The sequence below is a fragment of the Desulfovibrio sp. genome (genome assembly GCF_009712225.1).
In the GTDB taxonomy this organism is placed as follows: Bacteria; Desulfobacterota; Desulfovibrionia; order Desulfovibrionales; family Desulfovibrionaceae; genus Desulfovibrio.
The window spans coordinates 863,982-881,034 of the sequence record NZ_WASP01000006.1; the positions used below are offsets into that span (position 1 = coordinate 863,982).

The following is a 17,053-nucleotide window of genomic DNA, read 5'->3' on the forward strand; positions in this document are numbered from 1 at the left end:
CAGATTCCCCCTAGCAAAAACAGCGGACGGTCAGCCCCAACCCAGCTACGGGGATGTCTGACCGTCCGCCTTTTAACCGCAGCATATGGGCCAGTGTGCGGGGCTCAGTATTTACAGCATTTCAATTGCCACCGGCTACAGCCCTAATGCGCCAATGCCTCACCGAGGCTGGCAGCTACCCTCGCGATCTGTTCTTCCTCAAGATCGCCGTACATGGGCAGGCAAAGGGCGCGACTGGCCAGATTCTCTGCCACCGGGCACGATATCTGCCATTCGGCCTTCAGATAGGGCAAGGTATTCAGCGCAGGATAAAAATACCGGCGCGTGTAGATATCTTGCTGAGCCAGCGCATCCTGCACCCGCAAGAGGCTGCTTTCGTCGGGCAGCAAGACCGGATAATAGGCGTAGTTCCAATCCAGCTTACTGCTGCGCTTGGGGAAAGCCAGATTCATGCCCGCCAGCAAGGTATCATAGGTGGTATGCACACGCTTGCGCCGCGCGATCTCATCCTCCGTTCCTGGCAGAAGCGAGAGGCCCATGGCCGCATGGAGTTCGCTCATCTTTGCATTGATGCCCAGGCAATAGTGGGTATCACCCTCATGACCAAATGCCCTGGCGCGTGACAGTGCCTGATGAGCAGCTGCAGAATGGGACACAACACAGCCCCCCTCGGCCGTGTGAAAAAGCTTGGTGGCGTGAAAGCTGCAGACCGAATAATCACCGTAGTTCAACAAACCACTACGGTCATAGCGGCAGCCGAAAGCCTGCGCGGCATCATAAATAAGCGGAAGGCCGTTCTCGCGGCAGATATCGCCAAGGGATTCCACATCGCAGGCCAGACCGTAAACATGCACAGGAAGAACGCCAGCTATGTCAGGAGAATCCTGAAGGCATTTGCGCAGTTTTTCAGGAGAAAGGCACATGGTTTCAGGATCAACATCCACAAAAACCGGCGTGCAGCCCATCCAGAGAATGGCAGAAAGTGTTGCAACGTAGGTATACGGTGTTAGTGCAATTTTTTTCCCTGCAAGGCCTGCGCACTGCAAGGCCAGCATAAGGGCCGTAGTGCCGTTGTTGCAGAGCAGGAGTTCATCAACCGCAAGGTAATCACAAAGAGACGTTTCCAGATTTCTGACATGGCAACCGTGGTTTGTTACCCAGGCTGTCTGAAAAACCTCCTCCAGCCGACGAAAAAAAATTTCTTTATCGGGTAATCTGGATTTTGTGACATAGAGCTTGTTTTCCATAGATTGATGTTCCCTGTTTGCACGTGGGGACGCGTAGTATTTATTAAGATATTATGTTAAAAAAACAGATAAAAATGGAAAAATCAATTCTGGATAAAAATCTGGAAAAATAAGGGCCTGATTAACATTATACAGCTATTCGTTAATAATCAATTTTATTGGCTTTGCCAAGAAAACGGCATTGGATGATCCTGTTTTTATCTGATTCATTGAGCATGGTGAAGAACGATATTTTCGATTACAGCACAAAATTATGTATCGGCAATAATGCCCCGATAACAGACAGGCAGGCCTGACTGCCATATTTATAAAGACAGGTGCAGCTTTCTCAACGCATAAGCACCCCTTTAAAAGACGGGATGCCCATGGCAGATTTTTTTGATTGCGATAACGGTTAAACAGACTGAAACGGACGGATACCGCTCAGAAGCATGGTGCACAAAAAAATTTGTTTTTCAAGTGACTTATAGTGAATAATGGCGTCACAAACCATACTGACGGTAATAAATCGCCTCAGCAGGAAACTTTTTACACCGTGTCGCATACGCAAAATGCAGTTAGTTGCTGTTAAGGCCCCATAGGTATGGCTCTCACAGTACTGAACTGACAGCCCCAAGGGGTGACCATCTTGCGATTCATAAAAGGCACGCGTACAGTATCTGTAAATATTTCAGCAGTGAACGTATCTATTGCAGCATAGCTGACCACTGAAACATGGGCAGCTTGGCAGTACGCGTGGAAGCCATTCGTGCAATGACGGCCACATTAAGCCCCCCCAAGCGGGCTGATTGAATATTTTGCAGAAGGCACGGTTCATGCATTGTATTTGGCTATCGGGGGCCCGCACTACAGGCCAAAACCGTGACTGCGCCAAGCATTTATCAAAATAATCATTCGAGATTATTTACTTATTTTTTAGCAGCCAGTACAAAAGACTCAGCGAAATATATGTTCTGACTGCGCCAAAGCCAAAAATACGACGTAACCAAGGCCCTGCGGCAGCCCTCGCCCCGCGAGTTTATCCGCACATTGCAAAGCGCGCAGCCAGTTCTGCCAATAATGCAGCTGCCCCAATGTGCCCAGCTCAGGAGAAAAAATCGTGTTCGCACAACTTCATGGAGCACGCATAGCAGCCATCCACACGGCTGTACCGCAACAGGAAATCCGCATTGAGGATGAACTGGAATACTATGGCGGCAGCCTGAAAAAGGCCGAACGGGCTAAATCCATGATCGGCACTGACCGCCGCAGGGTGGCCTTTCCCGGCCAGACCGCGTCAGACCTGTGTCAGGCCGCTGCAACAGATATGTTTGCCGCGCATCCTGAAGAAAAGCAGCGTGTAGACGCGCTTATTTTTGTGACGCAATCGCCAGATTTTGACCAGCCTGCAACGGCCTGCGCCCTGCAACACCGCCTTGGCCTGCCGCAATCCTGCGCCACCTTTGATGTCAATCAAGGCTGCGCTGGTTTTGTCTACGGCCTCTGGCTTGCAGGAACCATGGTAGCCTCCGGCAGTTGCGGCTCGGTTCTGCTGCTGGTGGGCGATGCGCCCTACAGGCCGCGCGACCCGCGCAACCGGATCATGGCCCCCATTTTTGGCGATGCTGGCAGCGCCACGCTTATCACACGGGATGTGGACGCTGCTCCCCTGATTTTTTCCATCGGCACAGACGGAGCTGGCTTTGCCCATATTATTCAGCCCGGCGGCAGGGCACGGGTTCCTTTTTCAGAAAAATTTGAAAACAACCGCGCATTTTTTGAAGATATTCAAGGGGCCGACGGCTATCCCTGGCGGCTTTGCGATACTTACATGGATGGAGCGGCAGTCTTCAATTTTACCCTGCGGGTAATCCCGGAACATATCCGTGAATTCCTTGCGCGAAGCGGCGCTGACCCTGCGACCATAGACTACTTTGTGCTGCATCAGGCCAATCGCCAGATTATCAGCGAAATCGCGCGAAAGGCAGGCCTGCCACTGGAAAAAACACCGTCTGAAACTTTCAGCCGCTACGGCAACCTTTCCTCAGCTTCCATCCCTGCCTCGCTTTGTGACCTCTTTGGTCAGGATGGAAGCACCGGCAAGCGCAAAATCATGCTTTGCGGTTACGGCATCGGCCTCACATGGGCCTCCTGCCTGTGGGAAGCGGCAAACTGCGCATGTGCTCCAGTGCTGAGCGTACCTGCCCCCGATTCCGAATCTGCATCCCCGGAAGCCCAGGTAAGGTTCTGGTGCAAATACCTTCAAGGAGAACGTGATGCAACATAATGAATTTATTGATATATTTAAAGACGTCATCCAAAGTGATTCCGACATTGCCATGGATTCGACTCTGGAAGGAATAGAGGAATGGGATTCGATGGCCATGATGGCCCTGATCGCCTATTTCGACGTAAAGCTTGGCATCACGGTAACTTTTGACCAGTTGCACGCGCTGAAATGCGTTCGCGATGTTGCCCTTCTGGTGCCCGGTTTTGAGGCATGACGACATTTTCCGCCGCGCAGCGCATTCTGGTCACAGGTGCCAGCTCTGGCATAGGCCGTGCCATCGCCTTGCTGCTCAACGAGCGCGGGGCCACTGTGCTTGCCAATGGCCGTGCTACAGAACGGCTGGAGCAGGTACGAAATGAATCAGCCGATCCATCGCGCATGCTGCTTGCGCCGCGCGATATGACGGCGGACATGGATGCCCTGCCCGCATGGCTCAAAGGGCTGAGCCGTCAGTTCGGCCCCCTGCACGGCCTTGTATGCAGCGCAGGGGCAACCTGGAACGCCCCAATGGCCCTCTATGATCTGACGAAAGCACGCCAGCTTTTTGACTTGTGCTGCCATGCGCCCCTGCTGCTTGGCGGCGCTTTTTGCGACCGCCGCGCAAATACTGGCGCGGGCGCGGCAATTGTTTTCATTGCCGCAGCTGCCGCAGTTGCGCCCAATCCCGGGCAAGGGGCGTACGGCGCAGCCAAGGCAGCGCTGGTTGCGGGCGCAGTATGCCTTGCCAAAGAAGCGGCCCCGCGCGGAGTTCGCGTTAACTGCATTTCTCCCGGTCTGGTGCAAGGACCCATGATGGACGCAACAGTAGAGCAACTTGGGCAGTCATTTCTGGAAAAGGAACAGCCCCTCTACCCTCTTGGTTTTGGCAAACCGCAAGATGTCGCCAACATGGCTGCCTTCATGCTTTCACAAGAAGCATCCTGGCTTACAGGGCAAAATATTATGCTTGCCGGAGGCCGCTGATATGCAACGCCTCAAAATTATTGGCAACTCTGGTGCAGCCCGCGAATGCTACTGGCTCTTTCAGGACATGTGCGCGGCAGATGCCAGCCTGAAGACGCGTTGCAGATTTCATGGGTTCCTGTCCTGGCGTAATTATAGCGGCGATCTGAAAAAACTACAGAACATGTTTCTGGGTGATGCTCTCGATTATTCCATTAATGATGAAGATATTTTTGTCATTGGTATAGGCAATCCAAATTTACGTGAAGATGTCTATGTGACCATGAAATCGCGTGGGGCTTCATTCTTTACTTTGTGCCATCCACTGGCAGACATTAATCCTGATAGCAATGTAGGTGAGGCCAACATTTTTCAGCGCAATAGCACGGTTTTTTGCGATGTATCGCTTGGCAATGCCAATTATCTTAACGGTGCAGTCAATCTCTCGCACGATGCAACAGTGGGAGATTATAATTTTGTCGGCCCGTTCTCACTCATTCTTGGCAATTGCAGCGTAGGCTCGCGAAATCTTCTTGCAGCGCGCACTACCCTGTTGCCGGGCGCGCGTATCGGGGACGACAATATCATTGCTCCATCCAGCGTAATATACAAAGGTTGCCGCAACAATTGCCGCCTTGCGGGCAATCCTGCACTAACAATTGGTACAGTTTAATAAACCCACAGATTCCATTATGCTCCGAACTGTGTGTTTAAAATTCTTGCTGTATTTTTATCTGGATCACAGGAGCGCATGGTAGCGCAGAACAGAGCATTCGTCACAATATCACATTATAACAGTTTTTTATTTAAGTATTTTTTTACAGTTAATTTAATCATTTGATACGCGTTAAACCTAAAAAAAGAGACATACTGAATACGAAAGCTTAGTGGATTTACCGATGTGGATAACATTCCGAAAGCAGAAAAACATCTGCCCCATGAATCAAATTCACTTATGCGTGATGTACACCATGGCGAAATATCTATATAAAACAGGATTACACAAATGAAAAAGACATCTGTATTTGATTATGAGCACGAATTCTATGAACAATATCAGACACAATCTGCATATCGCCTCGGTGCAAGAACAAGCCATAGTATAAGAACCGACCCTCGCCATTTGCTGTTTACACTTTCAAGGTATAAATTTTGCGCAAAAATGCTTGAAGGAAAAAACAGCGTTCTTGAAGTCGGCTGCGGAGATGCCGTTGGCGCACCTATAATACTGCAAACTGTGGGCGAATTGCACGCTGTTGATATCGAACCAATTGTCATTGAACAGAACAGGGCAATGAACGAATTTGGAGAGCGGCTGTCATTTGGCTGCCATGACTTTACAAAAAACCATCCCGATAAAGTATTTGATGCCGTGTACAGCCTCGATGTAATTGAGCACGTCGAACCAGGTGAAGAAAAAAAATTCCTGGAAAACATTGTTGCATCAATGACTGATCACGGCGTGTGCATTATTGGAACGCCGAATATTACTGCAAACCAATATGCTTCAGAAATAAGCAAAAAAGGGCATATCAACCTGAAATCCGCCGCAACCCTGAAAGAAAGCCTTGCCCAGTATTTTCAGCATGTTTTTCTTTTTTCCATGAATGATGAGGTCATTCATACTGGCTATGCGCCAATGAGCCACTACCTTATGGCAATATGCGCAAGCAAAAAGAATCTGCAAGGCTGTTAACAGGCACACTTTCATTTCAAGGCGATGTTCAATGTCGATACCCGCAATTTTGTTGGCAGCAGGAAAGGGAACACGCCTTCGCCCATTAACAGACCATATACCTAAATGCATGGTCCCTATCAGGGGCCGACCACTGCTCGATTTTTGGATTACAGCATGCCACGAGGCAGAATTTGGCCCAATTATAATAAACACGAATCATTTGGCTGAACAGGTCGAACAATATGTGCAGAAATCCCCACTGAGCAAGGACGTTGTGCTTGTTCACGAAAAGGAACTTTTGGGCACAGGCGGCACGATACTTGCTTTAAAAAAATTGCTAACGGGAACGTTCTTTGTTGCCCACGCGGATAACCTGAGTGTTTTTGATATGGCAAAGTTTCTAACAGCACATTCAAATAGACCTCAGGGCTGCCTCATGACCATGCTGCTTTTTGAAACGCCAACTCCCGAATCCTGCGGCATTGTATCTTTGGACAGCCGGGGCGTCGTGCAGGAATTTCACGAAAAAGTTCCTGGAATTAAAGAGACATCAGCAAACGGAGCCGTATACCTGATGGAACCAGAGGTTTTGCCCCTGCTGGAAAACTGCAAAACAGAGAATCCAGATATCAGCCTGGATCTTATTCCTCAGTGCCTTGGGCAAATCTTTACCTTTAAAGATGTAACGTACCACCGGGATATTGGCACTGTAAAAAGTTATATTGCGGCACAGAAGGAATTTGCAGTATTGCAATCCACTCACAATGACCTTGACTCTCCAGGTTACCTGCAAAAATGAACAAGCATATCTACATTCTCGGCAGCAACTCTTTTTCTGGTGCACACTTTGTTAAGCATGCCCTGAAACAGGGATTTACCGTGACTGGGGTTAGCCGCTCCCCAGAGACACATCCTGTTTTTTTGCCGTATTATGATGAACACGGCAAACAGCCCGAAGGCTTTTCTTTTTTGCAGGCAGATCTCAATCACGACCTTGATGCCCTCACTGCGCGCATGTCTGAAGATCAGCCTTCATACATTGTCAATTTTGCAGCGCAGGGCATGGTTGCAGAGAGTTGGCAGCATCCCGAGCAGTGGCTCCGAACCAATGCCCTCTCCCCCCTCATTCTCCATGACCGGCTCAGAAAATGCTCATGGCTGGAAAAATTTGTTCAGATATCAACGCCAGAAGTGTACGGAACAGCGGGTGAAGCCATTAAGGAAAACACCTGCTACACCCCAAGCACTCCTTACGCGGTCTCAAAGGCTACCGCCGACATGAATCTGATGTGCTTTTTCAAAGCATATAATTTTCCCGTGGTTTTTACCCGTGCCGCCAATGTTTATGGCCCTTGCCAGCAGCTATACAGAATCATTCCGCTTACCATACTTAAATTTCTTGCCGGAGATACAATAACGCTGCATGGCGGTGGTAAATCCGTGCGTTCCTTTATCCATATTGCGGATGTGTGCGATGCCACATGGAAAATAATGACAATGGCAGATGCTGGAGAAATATTCCACATATCAAGTCCCGACATTCTGTCTATCCGCGATCTTGTGCTCCTCATAGCGCAAGAAATGAAAGTAGATTCTGACAAACATGTAATATCTGGCGAAGAACGGCTTGGTAAGGATGCAGCGTACCTGCTAGACTCTTCTAAATTGCAGAATAAATTTAACTGGAAAACGACATTCGACCTTCAAAAAGGTATCAATGAAGTAATAATATGGGTAAAAAATAATATTCATATTTTAAATAAAATGCCGCAACAATACAAACACAAGGCGTAGTTCCATGTCCATCGGCAAACAATCCGAAAGCAACGCCTACAAAAACTGGCAATGCTATGCCTCCACCATTGAAAAACTTCTATCCGAATCTTGCGCCACCGATGGTTCTGGATTGGAGATGGATATGGACAGCGCCCTGGCACTGTGGAGAGATGCGGCAATCAAGTGCCGTGAGCAGGGTGAGATTGTATTCGTTGGCAATGGCGCCAGTGCATCAATTGCCAGCCATTGCGCTGCAGACATAATGAAAAATGCCTGCATTACAACACGCGTTTTCACTGATTTATCCATGCTCACCGCCATGGGCAATGACGAAGGATACGAAAAAGTTTTTATGCTGCCCATACAGCAATGCATGAAAAATACAGACATGCTCGTTGCAATAAGCAGCTCTGGGCGGTCTCCCAACATTTTACATGCGGTTTCAGCAGCGCGAAAAAAAGGTGCTTATATAGCCACAGTTTCTGCATTTTCTGAAGATAACCCGCTTCGAAACTTTGGCGACTGCAATATATTTGTGCAGACTCACAGCTATGGGCTGGCGGAAAGCTGCCACGCTGCTATCCTGCATTGCTGGATGGACATGCTGACGACCAACAGGATTTAATATGGAACAATTACTATCCATCCTGCGCACCTTTCGACGTCAACACGCGCAGCAGCGTATCAGTTTTGTTTCAGGCAACTTCAAGGTTATCCACCCTGGGCATATTCGACTGCTGCGTTTTGCAAAAGAAATGGCCGACCTGCTCGTAGTGGGTGTTTTGCCCCGCAATGATTTCAATGCAGACATTGATGAACAGGACAGGCTGTACAACGTGCAGGCCTTAAGCATGGTTGACTACGCCTGCATGGTGAACGACCCGCTGGGCGAGACCCTGCGTGCGCTTCGCCCTGATTTTGTGATCAAGGGCAAAGAACATGAGCAGGCTGAAAACATTGAATGGCAGGTGCTGGAAGAAATTGGCGGAAAGCTGATCTTTTCATCGGGCCAGCCGCTTCCCTCAGCCATGGATTGCGTTTCTGCCGCTCCGGTTCAGGCATCAACACGCCTGATCCAGCCTCATGCCTATATGGACCGCCATTCCCTTTCAGTGCAGTCACTCGCAAATCTTGTTGAGCGCATAAAAAAGGTAGAGGTATGCGTTGTTGGCGATGTTATTGTTGATGAATATATCAATTGCGATGCATTGGGGATGTCTCAAGAGGACCCCACCGTTGTAGTTACGCCGATTGATACGCAAAGATACCTTGGCGGTGCTGGAATTGTCGCCGCTCATGCGGCAGGCCTGGGAGCCAGTGTAAACTTTGCAGCCGTTTGCGGAGAAGGCGACGCAGCAGAATTTGTCAGCGAAAAATGCCAGGATTACGGCGTTACATGCGACCTTTTTTCCGACTCCACGCGTCCCACTACCTTGAAGCAACGCTTTCGCTGCCGGGGAAAAACCATGTTGCGCGTCAGCCATCTCAGGCAACATGGAGTTGATAAAAAACTGACTGAAGAAATGCTGGCAAAGCTTCGCCCTCAAGTGGCAAAAGCACAACTGCTCATCTTTTCTGATTTCAACTATGGCTGCCTGCCCCAACCGCTGGTGGACCAATTGACGGAATGGGCAAACGCCAAACAAACCCTGATTGCAGCAGACAGCCAGTCCTCCTCGCAGATGGGAGATGTTTCACGTTTCCGCTCTACCCACCTTCTGACCCCCACAGAGCGCGAAGCACGGCTGGCTGTACACGATTTTGAGGCGGGTCTGGTTGTGCTGGCGGATCTGCTGTTAAAAAAGGCAACAGCCCGAAATGTCATACTTACCCTGGGTGAATCTGGGGTTCTCGTACAGCAGGACAGCTCCGCAACGGATCAGCTGCCAGCTTTGAACCCTGCGGCACGTGATGTAGTTGGCGCAGGCGATTCTTTACTGGTGGTTGCCAGTCTGGCTCTGGCCGCTGGCGGCAACATATGGGAATCTGCCTGTCTGGGATCGGTGGCGGCGGGCATTCAGGTAGGACGGCAGGGCAATGTGCCGCTTTCAGCGGACGAAATTGTCGCATGCCTACAACACTGGCGGTAAACGGTCATGGGCTCAGACAAATATAATATAGACGGTCATAAGCTGCATCTTCATCCTGAGCGGGTCAGCCAATGGCTTAATGGCGAAACCATTGCTCCGCTTTATATCGAGATATCCCCTTCGGGGACCTGCAATCACCGATGCATTTTTTGCAGCATGGACTTTATGGGCTACAAAAAACGCTTCCTCGATTCTGCCGTCATGTACGAGCGATTGCGTGAATGCGGAAAACTGGGTGTGCGCTCCGTCATGTTTGCCGGCGAAGGCGAACCTCTGCTGCATAAAGATATCTGCAGCATGGCTGAAGTCGCCCACGCATCCGGCATTGATGTAGCATTCACCACCAATGGCGTTTTTCTTGATGAAGAACACGCCGCACGGCTGCTGCCTGTTACCTCATGGATCAAGGTAAGCTGCAACGCCGCCACCGCGGAAGAATACGCGCGCGTGCACCGCACTGCAGCCAAAGACTTTTCCCAGGTCATAAAAAATGTGGAGACCGCAGCCAGCATACGCGCACGGCATGGCTATTCATGCACGTTGGGCTTCCAGTGCATCCTCTTGCCGGAATTTGCGGGCAACCTGCCTGCCTTTGCCCGCCAGGCCCGTGACGCAGGGGCGGATTATCTGGTGATCAAGCCATATACCCACAGCCCTCTCAGCTTGCATAATCCCTTTGGTCACCTTCACTACGAAGATTTTGCCGACCTGGAAGAAACGCTTCGCGCTGAGGAAACGCCCGGCTTTAAAGTCGTTTTTCGCAGCGAGGCCATGCAGCGGTGGGATACCAAAAAAATGGATTTTGACCGCTGTCTGGCATTGCCATTCTGGGCCTACGTGGATTCAGAAGCCAACGTATGGGGGTGCTTGCGCCACCTGAATGAAGAAGAATTTCGCTACGGAAATCTGTCAGAGCAGACGTTTGCAGAAATCTGGATGGGAGACGACAGGCGTGCAAAAGTAAAACAGTGCACTGAGAGCCTTGATATAACCAACTGTCATGTCACCTGCCGCATGGAACCAGTCAACAGCTACCTTTGGCGCTTGCGGCATCCGTACCCTCATGACAATTTTATCTGAACATTTCGAGGACGCCATGCCCGATCTCAACGCGATTGCCAGACAGCTTCGGTTTGACATCATTTCATTGTCCCATGCCGCGCGTGCGGCGCACATCGGCTCATGCCTGTCGTGTGCGGACATACTTGCAGCCGCCTACAACGGGGGGCTGAACATAAGCCCGGAAACTGCCGCAAGCCCCTCGCGGGACAGGCTGGTTTTCAGCAAAGGGCATTGCGCTGCTGCTCTGTTCTGCGCCTTGGCCCAACGCGGCTTTTTCAGCCGTGAAAAACTGTTTGCCGCGTTCAACAAAAACGGCGGCCTGCAGGAGCATCCCAATCTGGGGGCGATGCATGGTGTAGAGAACGCCTCTGGTTCATTGGGGCACGGGCTTTCTCTTGGACTTGGCATGGCATTGGCCTCCCGGATAGAAGGCGTCCCCTTCCGCGTCTGTGTTATCATGGGTGATGGCGAATGCAATGAAGGCAGCGTATGGGAAGCTGCCATGCTGGCAGGAGCGCAAAAAACCGCAAACCTGTGCGCAGTTGTGGATGCCAACCGTTGGCAGGCAACAGGCCGTAGCAACGAAATCACGGCTCTTGAGCCTTTGGCCGACAAATGGCGTGCATTTGGGTGGCAGGCGGTTGAGCTGGACGGCCATGATCCGGATACGCTTAAAGCTGCCCTCCAAGAGGTCGGCACCGGCACACGCCCATTGGCCATAGTTGCCCGCACCATAAAGGGGAAAGGAATTTCCTTTATGGAAGATGACAACAACTGGCACTACCGCATACCCAATGAAGCCGAAATGAATCTTGTCCGCGAGGAGCTGGGGCTCTCATGAGAAACGCTTTTGCCGCCGAACTGCTGACCCTTGCCGAAGAAAACGAGCGTGTCGTCCTCCTTTCTGGCGATATGGGCAATAATCTGTTTAATGCGTTTAAAAAGCGCTTTCCAGATCGCTTTATCAACTGCGGCGCAGCCGAGGCCAATATGACCGGGATTGCGGCTGGCATGGCGCTAGCCGGTTTGCTGCCGATCACATACAGCATAGCATCTTTCAATCCCGGGCGCTGTGCGGAACAGGTGCGCATCGACATTTGCCTTCAAAATCTTCCCGTCATTGTGGTTGGCGTGGGCGCAGGTTTTTCATACGCCTCTCTGGGGCCAACACACCATTCGCTGGAAGATATAGCCTGGATGCGCAGCCTGCCCAATATGACTGTAATCTGCCCCGGAGATGCCGTTGAAACCCGCTGCGCGCTGAGAGCGGCGCTGCACCATGGGGGGCCTGCCTACCTTAGGCTGGGCAAAAAAAACGAGCCCATTGTCCATGCGACTCCACCAGAGTTTGTTCTGGGCAAGGGCATTTCATTGAGTGAAGGTCAGGATGCCTGCCTTTTGTCTGTGGGCACATTGTTGCCGCTCGCGGTTGAGGCGGCGCAAATTCTGTCCTCACAGGGCATTGCGACAGAGGTAGTCAGCCTGCATACCGTAAAGCCCTTGGATACGGCTCTGCTTCAGCGGATATTTGCCACCAAGAAAGTGGTTGCGGTTTTGGAAGAACATGTTCCCTCAGGCGGCGCATGGTCTGCAGTTGCAGAATGGCTCAGCATGCAACACCCCACCACCGCCAAGGCGCGCCTTGTACGCTGCGGAGCAAAAGACGTGTTTTATACGCAGGGCGGCAACGCAGCCTGGGCACAACAACTCTCTGGCCTGACCGTTTCAGACGTGTGCAGCACTATTGCATCTGCTGCAACATAGCCACTCCACATGAATCATAAGAGATTATTATGATTGTAGGCATTGATTTTGACAACACGTTAGTCAACTATGATGACCTCTTTTACAACGAGGCGATAAGAAGGCAGCTACTGCCTCCAGAAACGAAATCAGGCAAGCAGGCGGTGCGCGATGCCTTGCGCGCACTCGGGCGAGATGAAGACTTTACACTTCTTCAGGGGCATGTTTACGGCCCTGGGATTCTTAAGGCACAGCCGTATCCCGGCGCGAGAGAAACTGTGGCTGCACTGCTTCAGGCTGGTTATGGGGTATATGTAATCAGCCATAAAACGCGCTTTCCCTACCGCGGCCCCCAATACGATCTGCACCTTGCGGCGTTGGGCTGGCTTGAGGCCTGGCAATTCTTTGCACAGGGCATGCTTTCACCCGAAAAGGTTTTTCTGGAACCAACTCTGCAGTCCAAGCTTCAGCGCATTGACGCGCTTGGCTGTGCATACTTTATTGACGATCTCCCGGAACTCCTCTGCCACCCGGACTTTCCGCAGAACACAAAACGCATTTTGTTTGACCCGCATGAAAAAAACGCCCGTTCCGAGACGCCCCTGCTTGCGAATGCGTTCTCCCAGTGGAGCTCCATCAAAATGCGCCTGCTTGAACACACTGGTACCAAGGCCGATATGGATTGCGCCGATGCCCAATCTGCGCCCCTTGGTTCAACCCGACAGTAAGCTATGGAAGAGCCGTTAATTACCAGCATTCCGCAACCATTTTTGCGCGACTATCTGCAAAAAACGGGTGAGCACTTCGTTGGGCTTGAACGCATTTTTTTCGGCAAAAATAACCGCTCTTACCATGTGCGTACTCTTGGACATTCTTATTTTTTAAAAGTCTACTTTCGCCACCCCCATGACACCAGAGACAGGCTGGGGGCGGAATACGCATTCCTTGAATTTTGCCGGGACCAAGGCATCGGGGGAGTTCCTCTGCCGCTGGCTTCTGACTGGGAAAGCGGTATGGCGTTGTACAGCTGGATAGATGGGGCACCAGTAAAAAAAGGGCAGGTTTCCAGCGAAGACATAAAATCTGCCGCAGCCTTGCTGGGCGCTTTGGCCCTTTGCTCATCAGTCCCGCAGGCAGCGAAACTGCCTTTTGCAGCGGATGCCTGCACAAGTGCATGGGACCACATGGTCTTGGCTCAACGCCGTGTAGAAGCACTTTCAACAGCTCTGATGGCCGCCCAGACCAACCCAATAGTACTGCAGGCTCGAGATTTTGCCGTAAAAGGGCTTGTTCCGGCACTGAACTCGGTCATGAGTATGGCGCAATCCCTTATTGAACCAGATGCCCTGCGCCAACCGCTTTGCCATCACGACTTTATAGTTTCGCCTTCCGATTTCGGCTTTCACAATGCCCTCAGGATTCAGGACGGCGTAGTTTTTGTGGATTTTGAGTATGCAGGTCGGGATGACCCCGTAAAGACCGTGTGCGATTTTGTCTGCCAGCCGGAAATTCCAGTGGAGGAAGACGAGTTGGAGACTATGACGGACTCTCTGGAAACATTTGATGCAAAAAAAATTCTGCAGCGGGCCAAAATGCTCCTTCCGCTGCACAGGATCAAATGGTGCTGCATTATACTGAACGATTTCATTAAATTACATGCCTTGCGAAGAGAATTTTCCAATGAGGAAAATTCAGGGGCAGATAAATTGGAAATTCAGATGCACAAGGCTCAAAGCTACGCAGATATGCACGGCGTATTTAAATAACTAATGAATTTAAATAATATAATTCATATCTTAAATAACAGCCAAAACAACCGGCATGATCGCCATAAGACAGCATTTGCCGCTAGCATATTAACGTATTTATCATGTTGCGCTTGCTATAAATAAATTCAGTGCTCTTGATTTTCAGATATTACTAATACGTCCTTGCGAACATAGAGCATGGAGAGATTATGAAAACACATTCTGACAACACACAAAAACACACACTATATTTGCACATATTTCCATATGGAAGCTGTGAAAATACGTTACACCGCTATTTACATAATAACATTTCAGAAACAAATCTGTCATACTCAAACACTCAATATGACATTATAACACAATTAAAATCGCATGCGTATCTCTCTCAGCTCATCAACAAATCAGTAAATTACGAATCAATCGAGAGCCGCAATTATTACGTTTCGTGCCTCAAAACATTCTGGAAGGACATAGCAAAAAAGCTCACACAGAAAGACAATACACTTATTTCATTAAGAAACAGCATTGTCAGCTGGGACATATTTTGGAAAACAGCTGCGGAAGTTATGGATATTTCAACAATTCAGGTTCAAGCAATACTTCCCATGCTCCACCAGGAAGATTCACTGGAGTTTTTTTATCGCCTCAACATGTGGCACAGCGTGTCGCCAGAGTCTTTTCAACCTACACAAGAAAAATACAATTACCTGTTAGCGTGGACAAGGCTGTCCGAAAGCGCCCATAAGTACGGCATTCCGTTATGCAAACCGCATGTACTCTGGAAACCTGGACACACAGACGCAGACGAGCAGTTTGTTGTGCAGTCAATTCTGCACAGTTGCGGGTTGTCCACACCTGAATCGATCGCGCAAGACAACACCACGCTGAAATCTCATGACTGTTTGCGTTTTGCGGCCTTGACGTTGCCGCCACCCTTCCCTTTCGCCTTTCAGGTGTTAGGAGTGCAGACAAAATTTTGCGCCGATGCATGGCAATCTTCAATGCATCAGAGCGTGCTAGCCTCCTTGCGCCAAGGCGAAATGCAGGGTCTTTTTTCGCTGAAGCCTCTCAGTCCAGCCTCAATGCGGAAAAAAGCATTGGAACTGGGGCAGGACGGCAATGACAAACTATGCCGTCTATATCCGGAAATCAGCGCGGCCATGCAGGCTGGCCCGGAAAATCCTGTGGAAACTCCCAATGAACCAGTGCACACGCTATCTGCAGATAACATTGAAAAATGCATCCATCTTTTATCCGTAGAGCAAAAGCAGTGGATATCCCACTGCATGGAAACAGAATTCAAATCATTAACTGACGAACAGATATGCATAAAACAGCATCTCAACCATAAACTTCAGACAAAAAAAGAGTATCAAGATACTCAATACGTTATCAGCGTACTAACGCTCGCATATAACGCAAAAGACTACATAGCCCAAAATATAGAAAGCATCATTGACCAGCAATGTTCTGTTCCCATCCAGCATATAATTGTTGATGACGGTTCAGACGATGACACACAAAATATTATTGAGAGCTATGCCCGGCGCTTTGCGCATATCAAACCCGTTTTTATTCCGAGGTTTCCACGACATAACGGGGGCGACAACGTAAAAACACTGTTTGGTAGATGCCATACTAAATATGCTGCTATCTGTGATGGGGATGATTATTTTACAGATCCGCACAAACTTCAAAAACAGTATGATTTTCTTGAAAAACACGCTGAGTGCGCGCTGTGTTTTCACCCTGTCAACGTAACCTATGAAGACGGTTCACCAACACGCACATATCCTCCGGAAAACATTTTGCGGGGGGGTGTTCGCCAGTTTTACTCAATTAAAGATCTGCTTTTTGCCAATTTCATGCAGACAAATTCTGTGATGTACCGCTGGCGCTTTACAGATGGCCTGCCTGACTGGTTTGACCCAACCCTTGTTCCCAGTGATTGGTACTGGCATCTGTTGCACGCCGAAACAGGCCTCATTGGCTATCTCAAAGAGCATATGAGCGTTTATCGTCGCCATGCCGCATCGCTCTACGCCTCAGCCGAAGGTGACCACGTCGACCATAGAGCTGTTCATGGACTTAATGAACTGCGCACCTACAACACCCTGAACAGGCACTTCAAAAATCGGCACTACGATGATTTTTGCCGCCTTGCCATGGGTGTTTTGGCTGACTTTGTACAAATTTATATGCAGACAGGCGATGATTCATTGATTCAGAAAGGCATATCCATCTGTCCGGAATTCGGACAGGATTTTTTGAAGAAGATACAGGGATCATAGGATTCTAAGGCAAACGCTCCCCATAACGGTGTGAATGATGAAATGCTTCTGCACGGCCAAATTACTGTTTGTAGTGGAGTTGCGACCTGGCCTTACTGGATTCATGAGGCAGCCTTTGCTGAAAAGCCAAACTACGCAGCCCGACCCGTTTCAAAAGCTGTTGAGTTGCAGCATCTCAAAAACGCATCGTGTCTGAGGCATCCC

The 17,053-nt window shown here is 49.8% G+C and carries 16 protein-coding genes; 15 read left to right on the plus strand and 1 reads right to left on the minus strand.

The annotated features are described in order from the left end of the window. Positions 1-143: 143 nt before the first annotated feature. Positions 144-1,247 (minus strand): DegT/DnrJ/EryC1/StrS family aminotransferase, encoded by a 1,104-nt coding sequence (locus F8N36_RS09085; RefSeq protein WP_291332478.1) that lies wholly within the window; start codon positions 1,245-1,247, stop codon positions 144-146. A 1,099-nt stretch (positions 1,248-2,346) separates the two neighbouring features. Between F8N36_RS09085 and F8N36_RS09090 the strand changes: the two genes are divergently transcribed. The 15 genes from F8N36_RS09090 (at position 2,347) to F8N36_RS09160 (ending at position 16,849) form a co-directional block, all read left to right on the plus strand. Beyond that, positions 2,347-3,513, plus strand: a complete 1,167-nt coding sequence (locus F8N36_RS09090) for a ketoacyl-ACP synthase III (RefSeq protein WP_291332479.1) — start codon at positions 2,347-2,349, stop codon at positions 3,511-3,513. Beyond that, positions 3,503-3,730 carry a phosphopantetheine-binding protein gene (locus tag F8N36_RS09095; protein WP_291332480.1) on the plus strand — a complete coding sequence of 76 codons (228 nt, stop codon included), beginning with the start codon at positions 3,503-3,505 and terminating at the stop codon, positions 3,728-3,730. The genes F8N36_RS09090 and F8N36_RS09095 overlap by 11 nt, the downstream gene beginning before the upstream one ends. Beyond that, on the plus strand, positions 3,727-4,479 hold the full coding sequence (locus F8N36_RS09100; RefSeq protein WP_291332481.1) for an SDR family oxidoreductase: 753 nt from the start codon (positions 3,727-3,729) through the stop codon (positions 4,477-4,479). The genes F8N36_RS09095 and F8N36_RS09100 overlap by 4 nt, the downstream gene beginning before the upstream one ends. A gap of 1 nt (position 4,480) precedes the next feature. Further along, a complete protein-coding gene (locus tag F8N36_RS09105) occupies positions 4,481-5,131 on the plus strand; it encodes a transferase (protein ID WP_291332482.1) in 651 nt (216 codons plus the stop codon). Between the two features lie 333 nt (positions 5,132-5,464). After that, the gene (locus F8N36_RS09110) at positions 5,465-6,154 is read left to right on the plus strand and encodes a class I SAM-dependent methyltransferase (protein WP_291332483.1); all 690 of its coding nucleotides are present in this window, start codon (positions 5,465-5,467) and stop codon (positions 6,152-6,154) included. A gap of 31 nt (positions 6,155-6,185) precedes the next feature. Next, the gene (locus F8N36_RS09115) at positions 6,186-6,935 is read left to right on the plus strand and encodes a nucleotidyltransferase family protein (protein ID WP_291332484.1); all 750 of its coding nucleotides are present in this window, start codon (positions 6,186-6,188) and stop codon (positions 6,933-6,935) included. Beyond that, complete coding sequence (locus F8N36_RS09120; protein ID WP_291332485.1) at positions 6,932-7,930, plus strand: GDP-mannose 4,6-dehydratase; 999 nt, start codon at positions 6,932-6,934, stop codon at positions 7,928-7,930. Before F8N36_RS09115 ends, F8N36_RS09120 begins: the two co-directional genes overlap by 4 nt. A gap of 4 nt (positions 7,931-7,934) precedes the next feature. Next, positions 7,935-8,537: an SIS domain-containing protein gene (locus tag F8N36_RS09125; RefSeq protein ID WP_291332486.1), complete on the plus strand. Its 603-nt coding sequence runs from the start codon at positions 7,935-7,937 to the stop codon at positions 8,535-8,537. Between the two features lies 1 nt (position 8,538). Then, positions 8,539-10,002 (plus strand): PfkB family carbohydrate kinase, encoded by a 1,464-nt coding sequence (locus tag F8N36_RS09130; RefSeq protein WP_291332487.1) that lies wholly within the window; start codon positions 8,539-8,541, stop codon positions 10,000-10,002. Positions 10,003-10,008: 6 nt separating this feature from the next. After that, complete coding sequence (locus F8N36_RS09135) at positions 10,009-11,082, plus strand: radical SAM protein (protein WP_291332488.1); 1,074 nt, start codon at positions 10,009-10,011, stop codon at positions 11,080-11,082. Next, positions 11,066-11,905, plus strand: coding sequence for a transketolase (locus tag F8N36_RS09140; RefSeq protein WP_291332489.1), 840 nt, complete (start codon positions 11,066-11,068; stop codon positions 11,903-11,905). The genes F8N36_RS09135 and F8N36_RS09140 overlap by 17 nt, the downstream gene beginning before the upstream one ends. Then, a complete protein-coding gene (locus tag F8N36_RS09145; protein ID WP_291332490.1) occupies positions 11,902-12,828 on the plus strand; it encodes a transketolase C-terminal domain-containing protein in 927 nt (308 codons plus the stop codon). Before F8N36_RS09140 ends, F8N36_RS09145 begins: the two co-directional genes overlap by 4 nt. Positions 12,829-12,857: 29 nt before the next feature. Next, positions 12,858-13,535, plus strand: a complete 678-nt coding sequence (locus F8N36_RS09150; protein WP_291332491.1) for a hypothetical protein — start codon at positions 12,858-12,860, stop codon at positions 13,533-13,535. Between the two features lie 3 nt (positions 13,536-13,538). After that, positions 13,539-14,573 (plus strand): phosphotransferase, encoded by a 1,035-nt coding sequence (locus F8N36_RS09155; RefSeq protein WP_291332492.1) that lies wholly within the window; start codon positions 13,539-13,541, stop codon positions 14,571-14,573. 191 nt (positions 14,574-14,764) lie between these two features. Continuing rightward, the gene (locus F8N36_RS09160) at positions 14,765-16,849 is read left to right on the plus strand and encodes a glycosyltransferase (RefSeq protein WP_291332493.1); all 2,085 of its coding nucleotides are present in this window, start codon (positions 14,765-14,767) and stop codon (positions 16,847-16,849) included. Positions 16,850-17,053: the final 204 nt, after the last annotated feature.

Excerpts from the sequence above, each read along its gene's own strand:
- F8N36_RS09160 (WP_291332493.1), top strand. The coding sequence starts at position 14,765 with ATGAAAACACATTCTGACAACACACAAAAACACACACTATATTTGCAC.
- F8N36_RS09120 (WP_291332485.1), top strand. The coding sequence starts at position 6,932 with ATGAACAAGCATATCTACATTCTCGGCAGCAACTCTTTTTCTGGTGCA.
- F8N36_RS09110 (WP_291332483.1), top strand. The coding sequence starts at position 5,465 with ATGAAAAAGACATCTGTATTTGATTATGAGCACGAATTCTATGAACAA.
- F8N36_RS09135 (WP_291332488.1), top strand. The coding sequence starts at position 10,009 with ATGGGCTCAGACAAATATAATATAGACGGTCATAAGCTGCATCTTCAT.
- F8N36_RS09130 (WP_291332487.1), top strand. The coding sequence starts at position 8,539 with ATGGAACAATTACTATCCATCCTGCGCACCTTTCGACGTCAACACGCG.
- F8N36_RS09155 (WP_291332492.1), top strand. The coding sequence starts at position 13,539 with ATGGAAGAGCCGTTAATTACCAGCATTCCGCAACCATTTTTGCGCGAC.
- F8N36_RS09100 (WP_291332481.1), top strand. The coding sequence starts at position 3,727 with ATGACGACATTTTCCGCCGCGCAGCGCATTCTGGTCACAGGTGCCAGC.
- F8N36_RS09085 (WP_291332478.1), bottom strand. The coding sequence starts at position 1,247 with ATGGAAAACAAGCTCTATGTCACAAAATCCAGATTACCCGATAAAGAA.
- F8N36_RS09105 (WP_291332482.1), top strand. The coding sequence starts at position 4,481 with ATGCAACGCCTCAAAATTATTGGCAACTCTGGTGCAGCCCGCGAATGC.
- F8N36_RS09095 (WP_291332480.1), top strand. The coding sequence starts at position 3,503 with ATGCAACATAATGAATTTATTGATATATTTAAAGACGTCATCCAAAGT.
- F8N36_RS09150 (WP_291332491.1), top strand. The coding sequence starts at position 12,858 with ATGATTGTAGGCATTGATTTTGACAACACGTTAGTCAACTATGATGAC.
- F8N36_RS09115 (WP_291332484.1), top strand. The coding sequence starts at position 6,186 with ATGTCGATACCCGCAATTTTGTTGGCAGCAGGAAAGGGAACACGCCTT.
- F8N36_RS09140 (WP_291332489.1), top strand. The coding sequence starts at position 11,066 with ATGACAATTTTATCTGAACATTTCGAGGACGCCATGCCCGATCTCAAC.
- F8N36_RS09125 (WP_291332486.1), top strand. The coding sequence starts at position 7,935 with ATGTCCATCGGCAAACAATCCGAAAGCAACGCCTACAAAAACTGGCAA.
- F8N36_RS09145 (WP_291332490.1), top strand. The coding sequence starts at position 11,902 with ATGAGAAACGCTTTTGCCGCCGAACTGCTGACCCTTGCCGAAGAAAAC.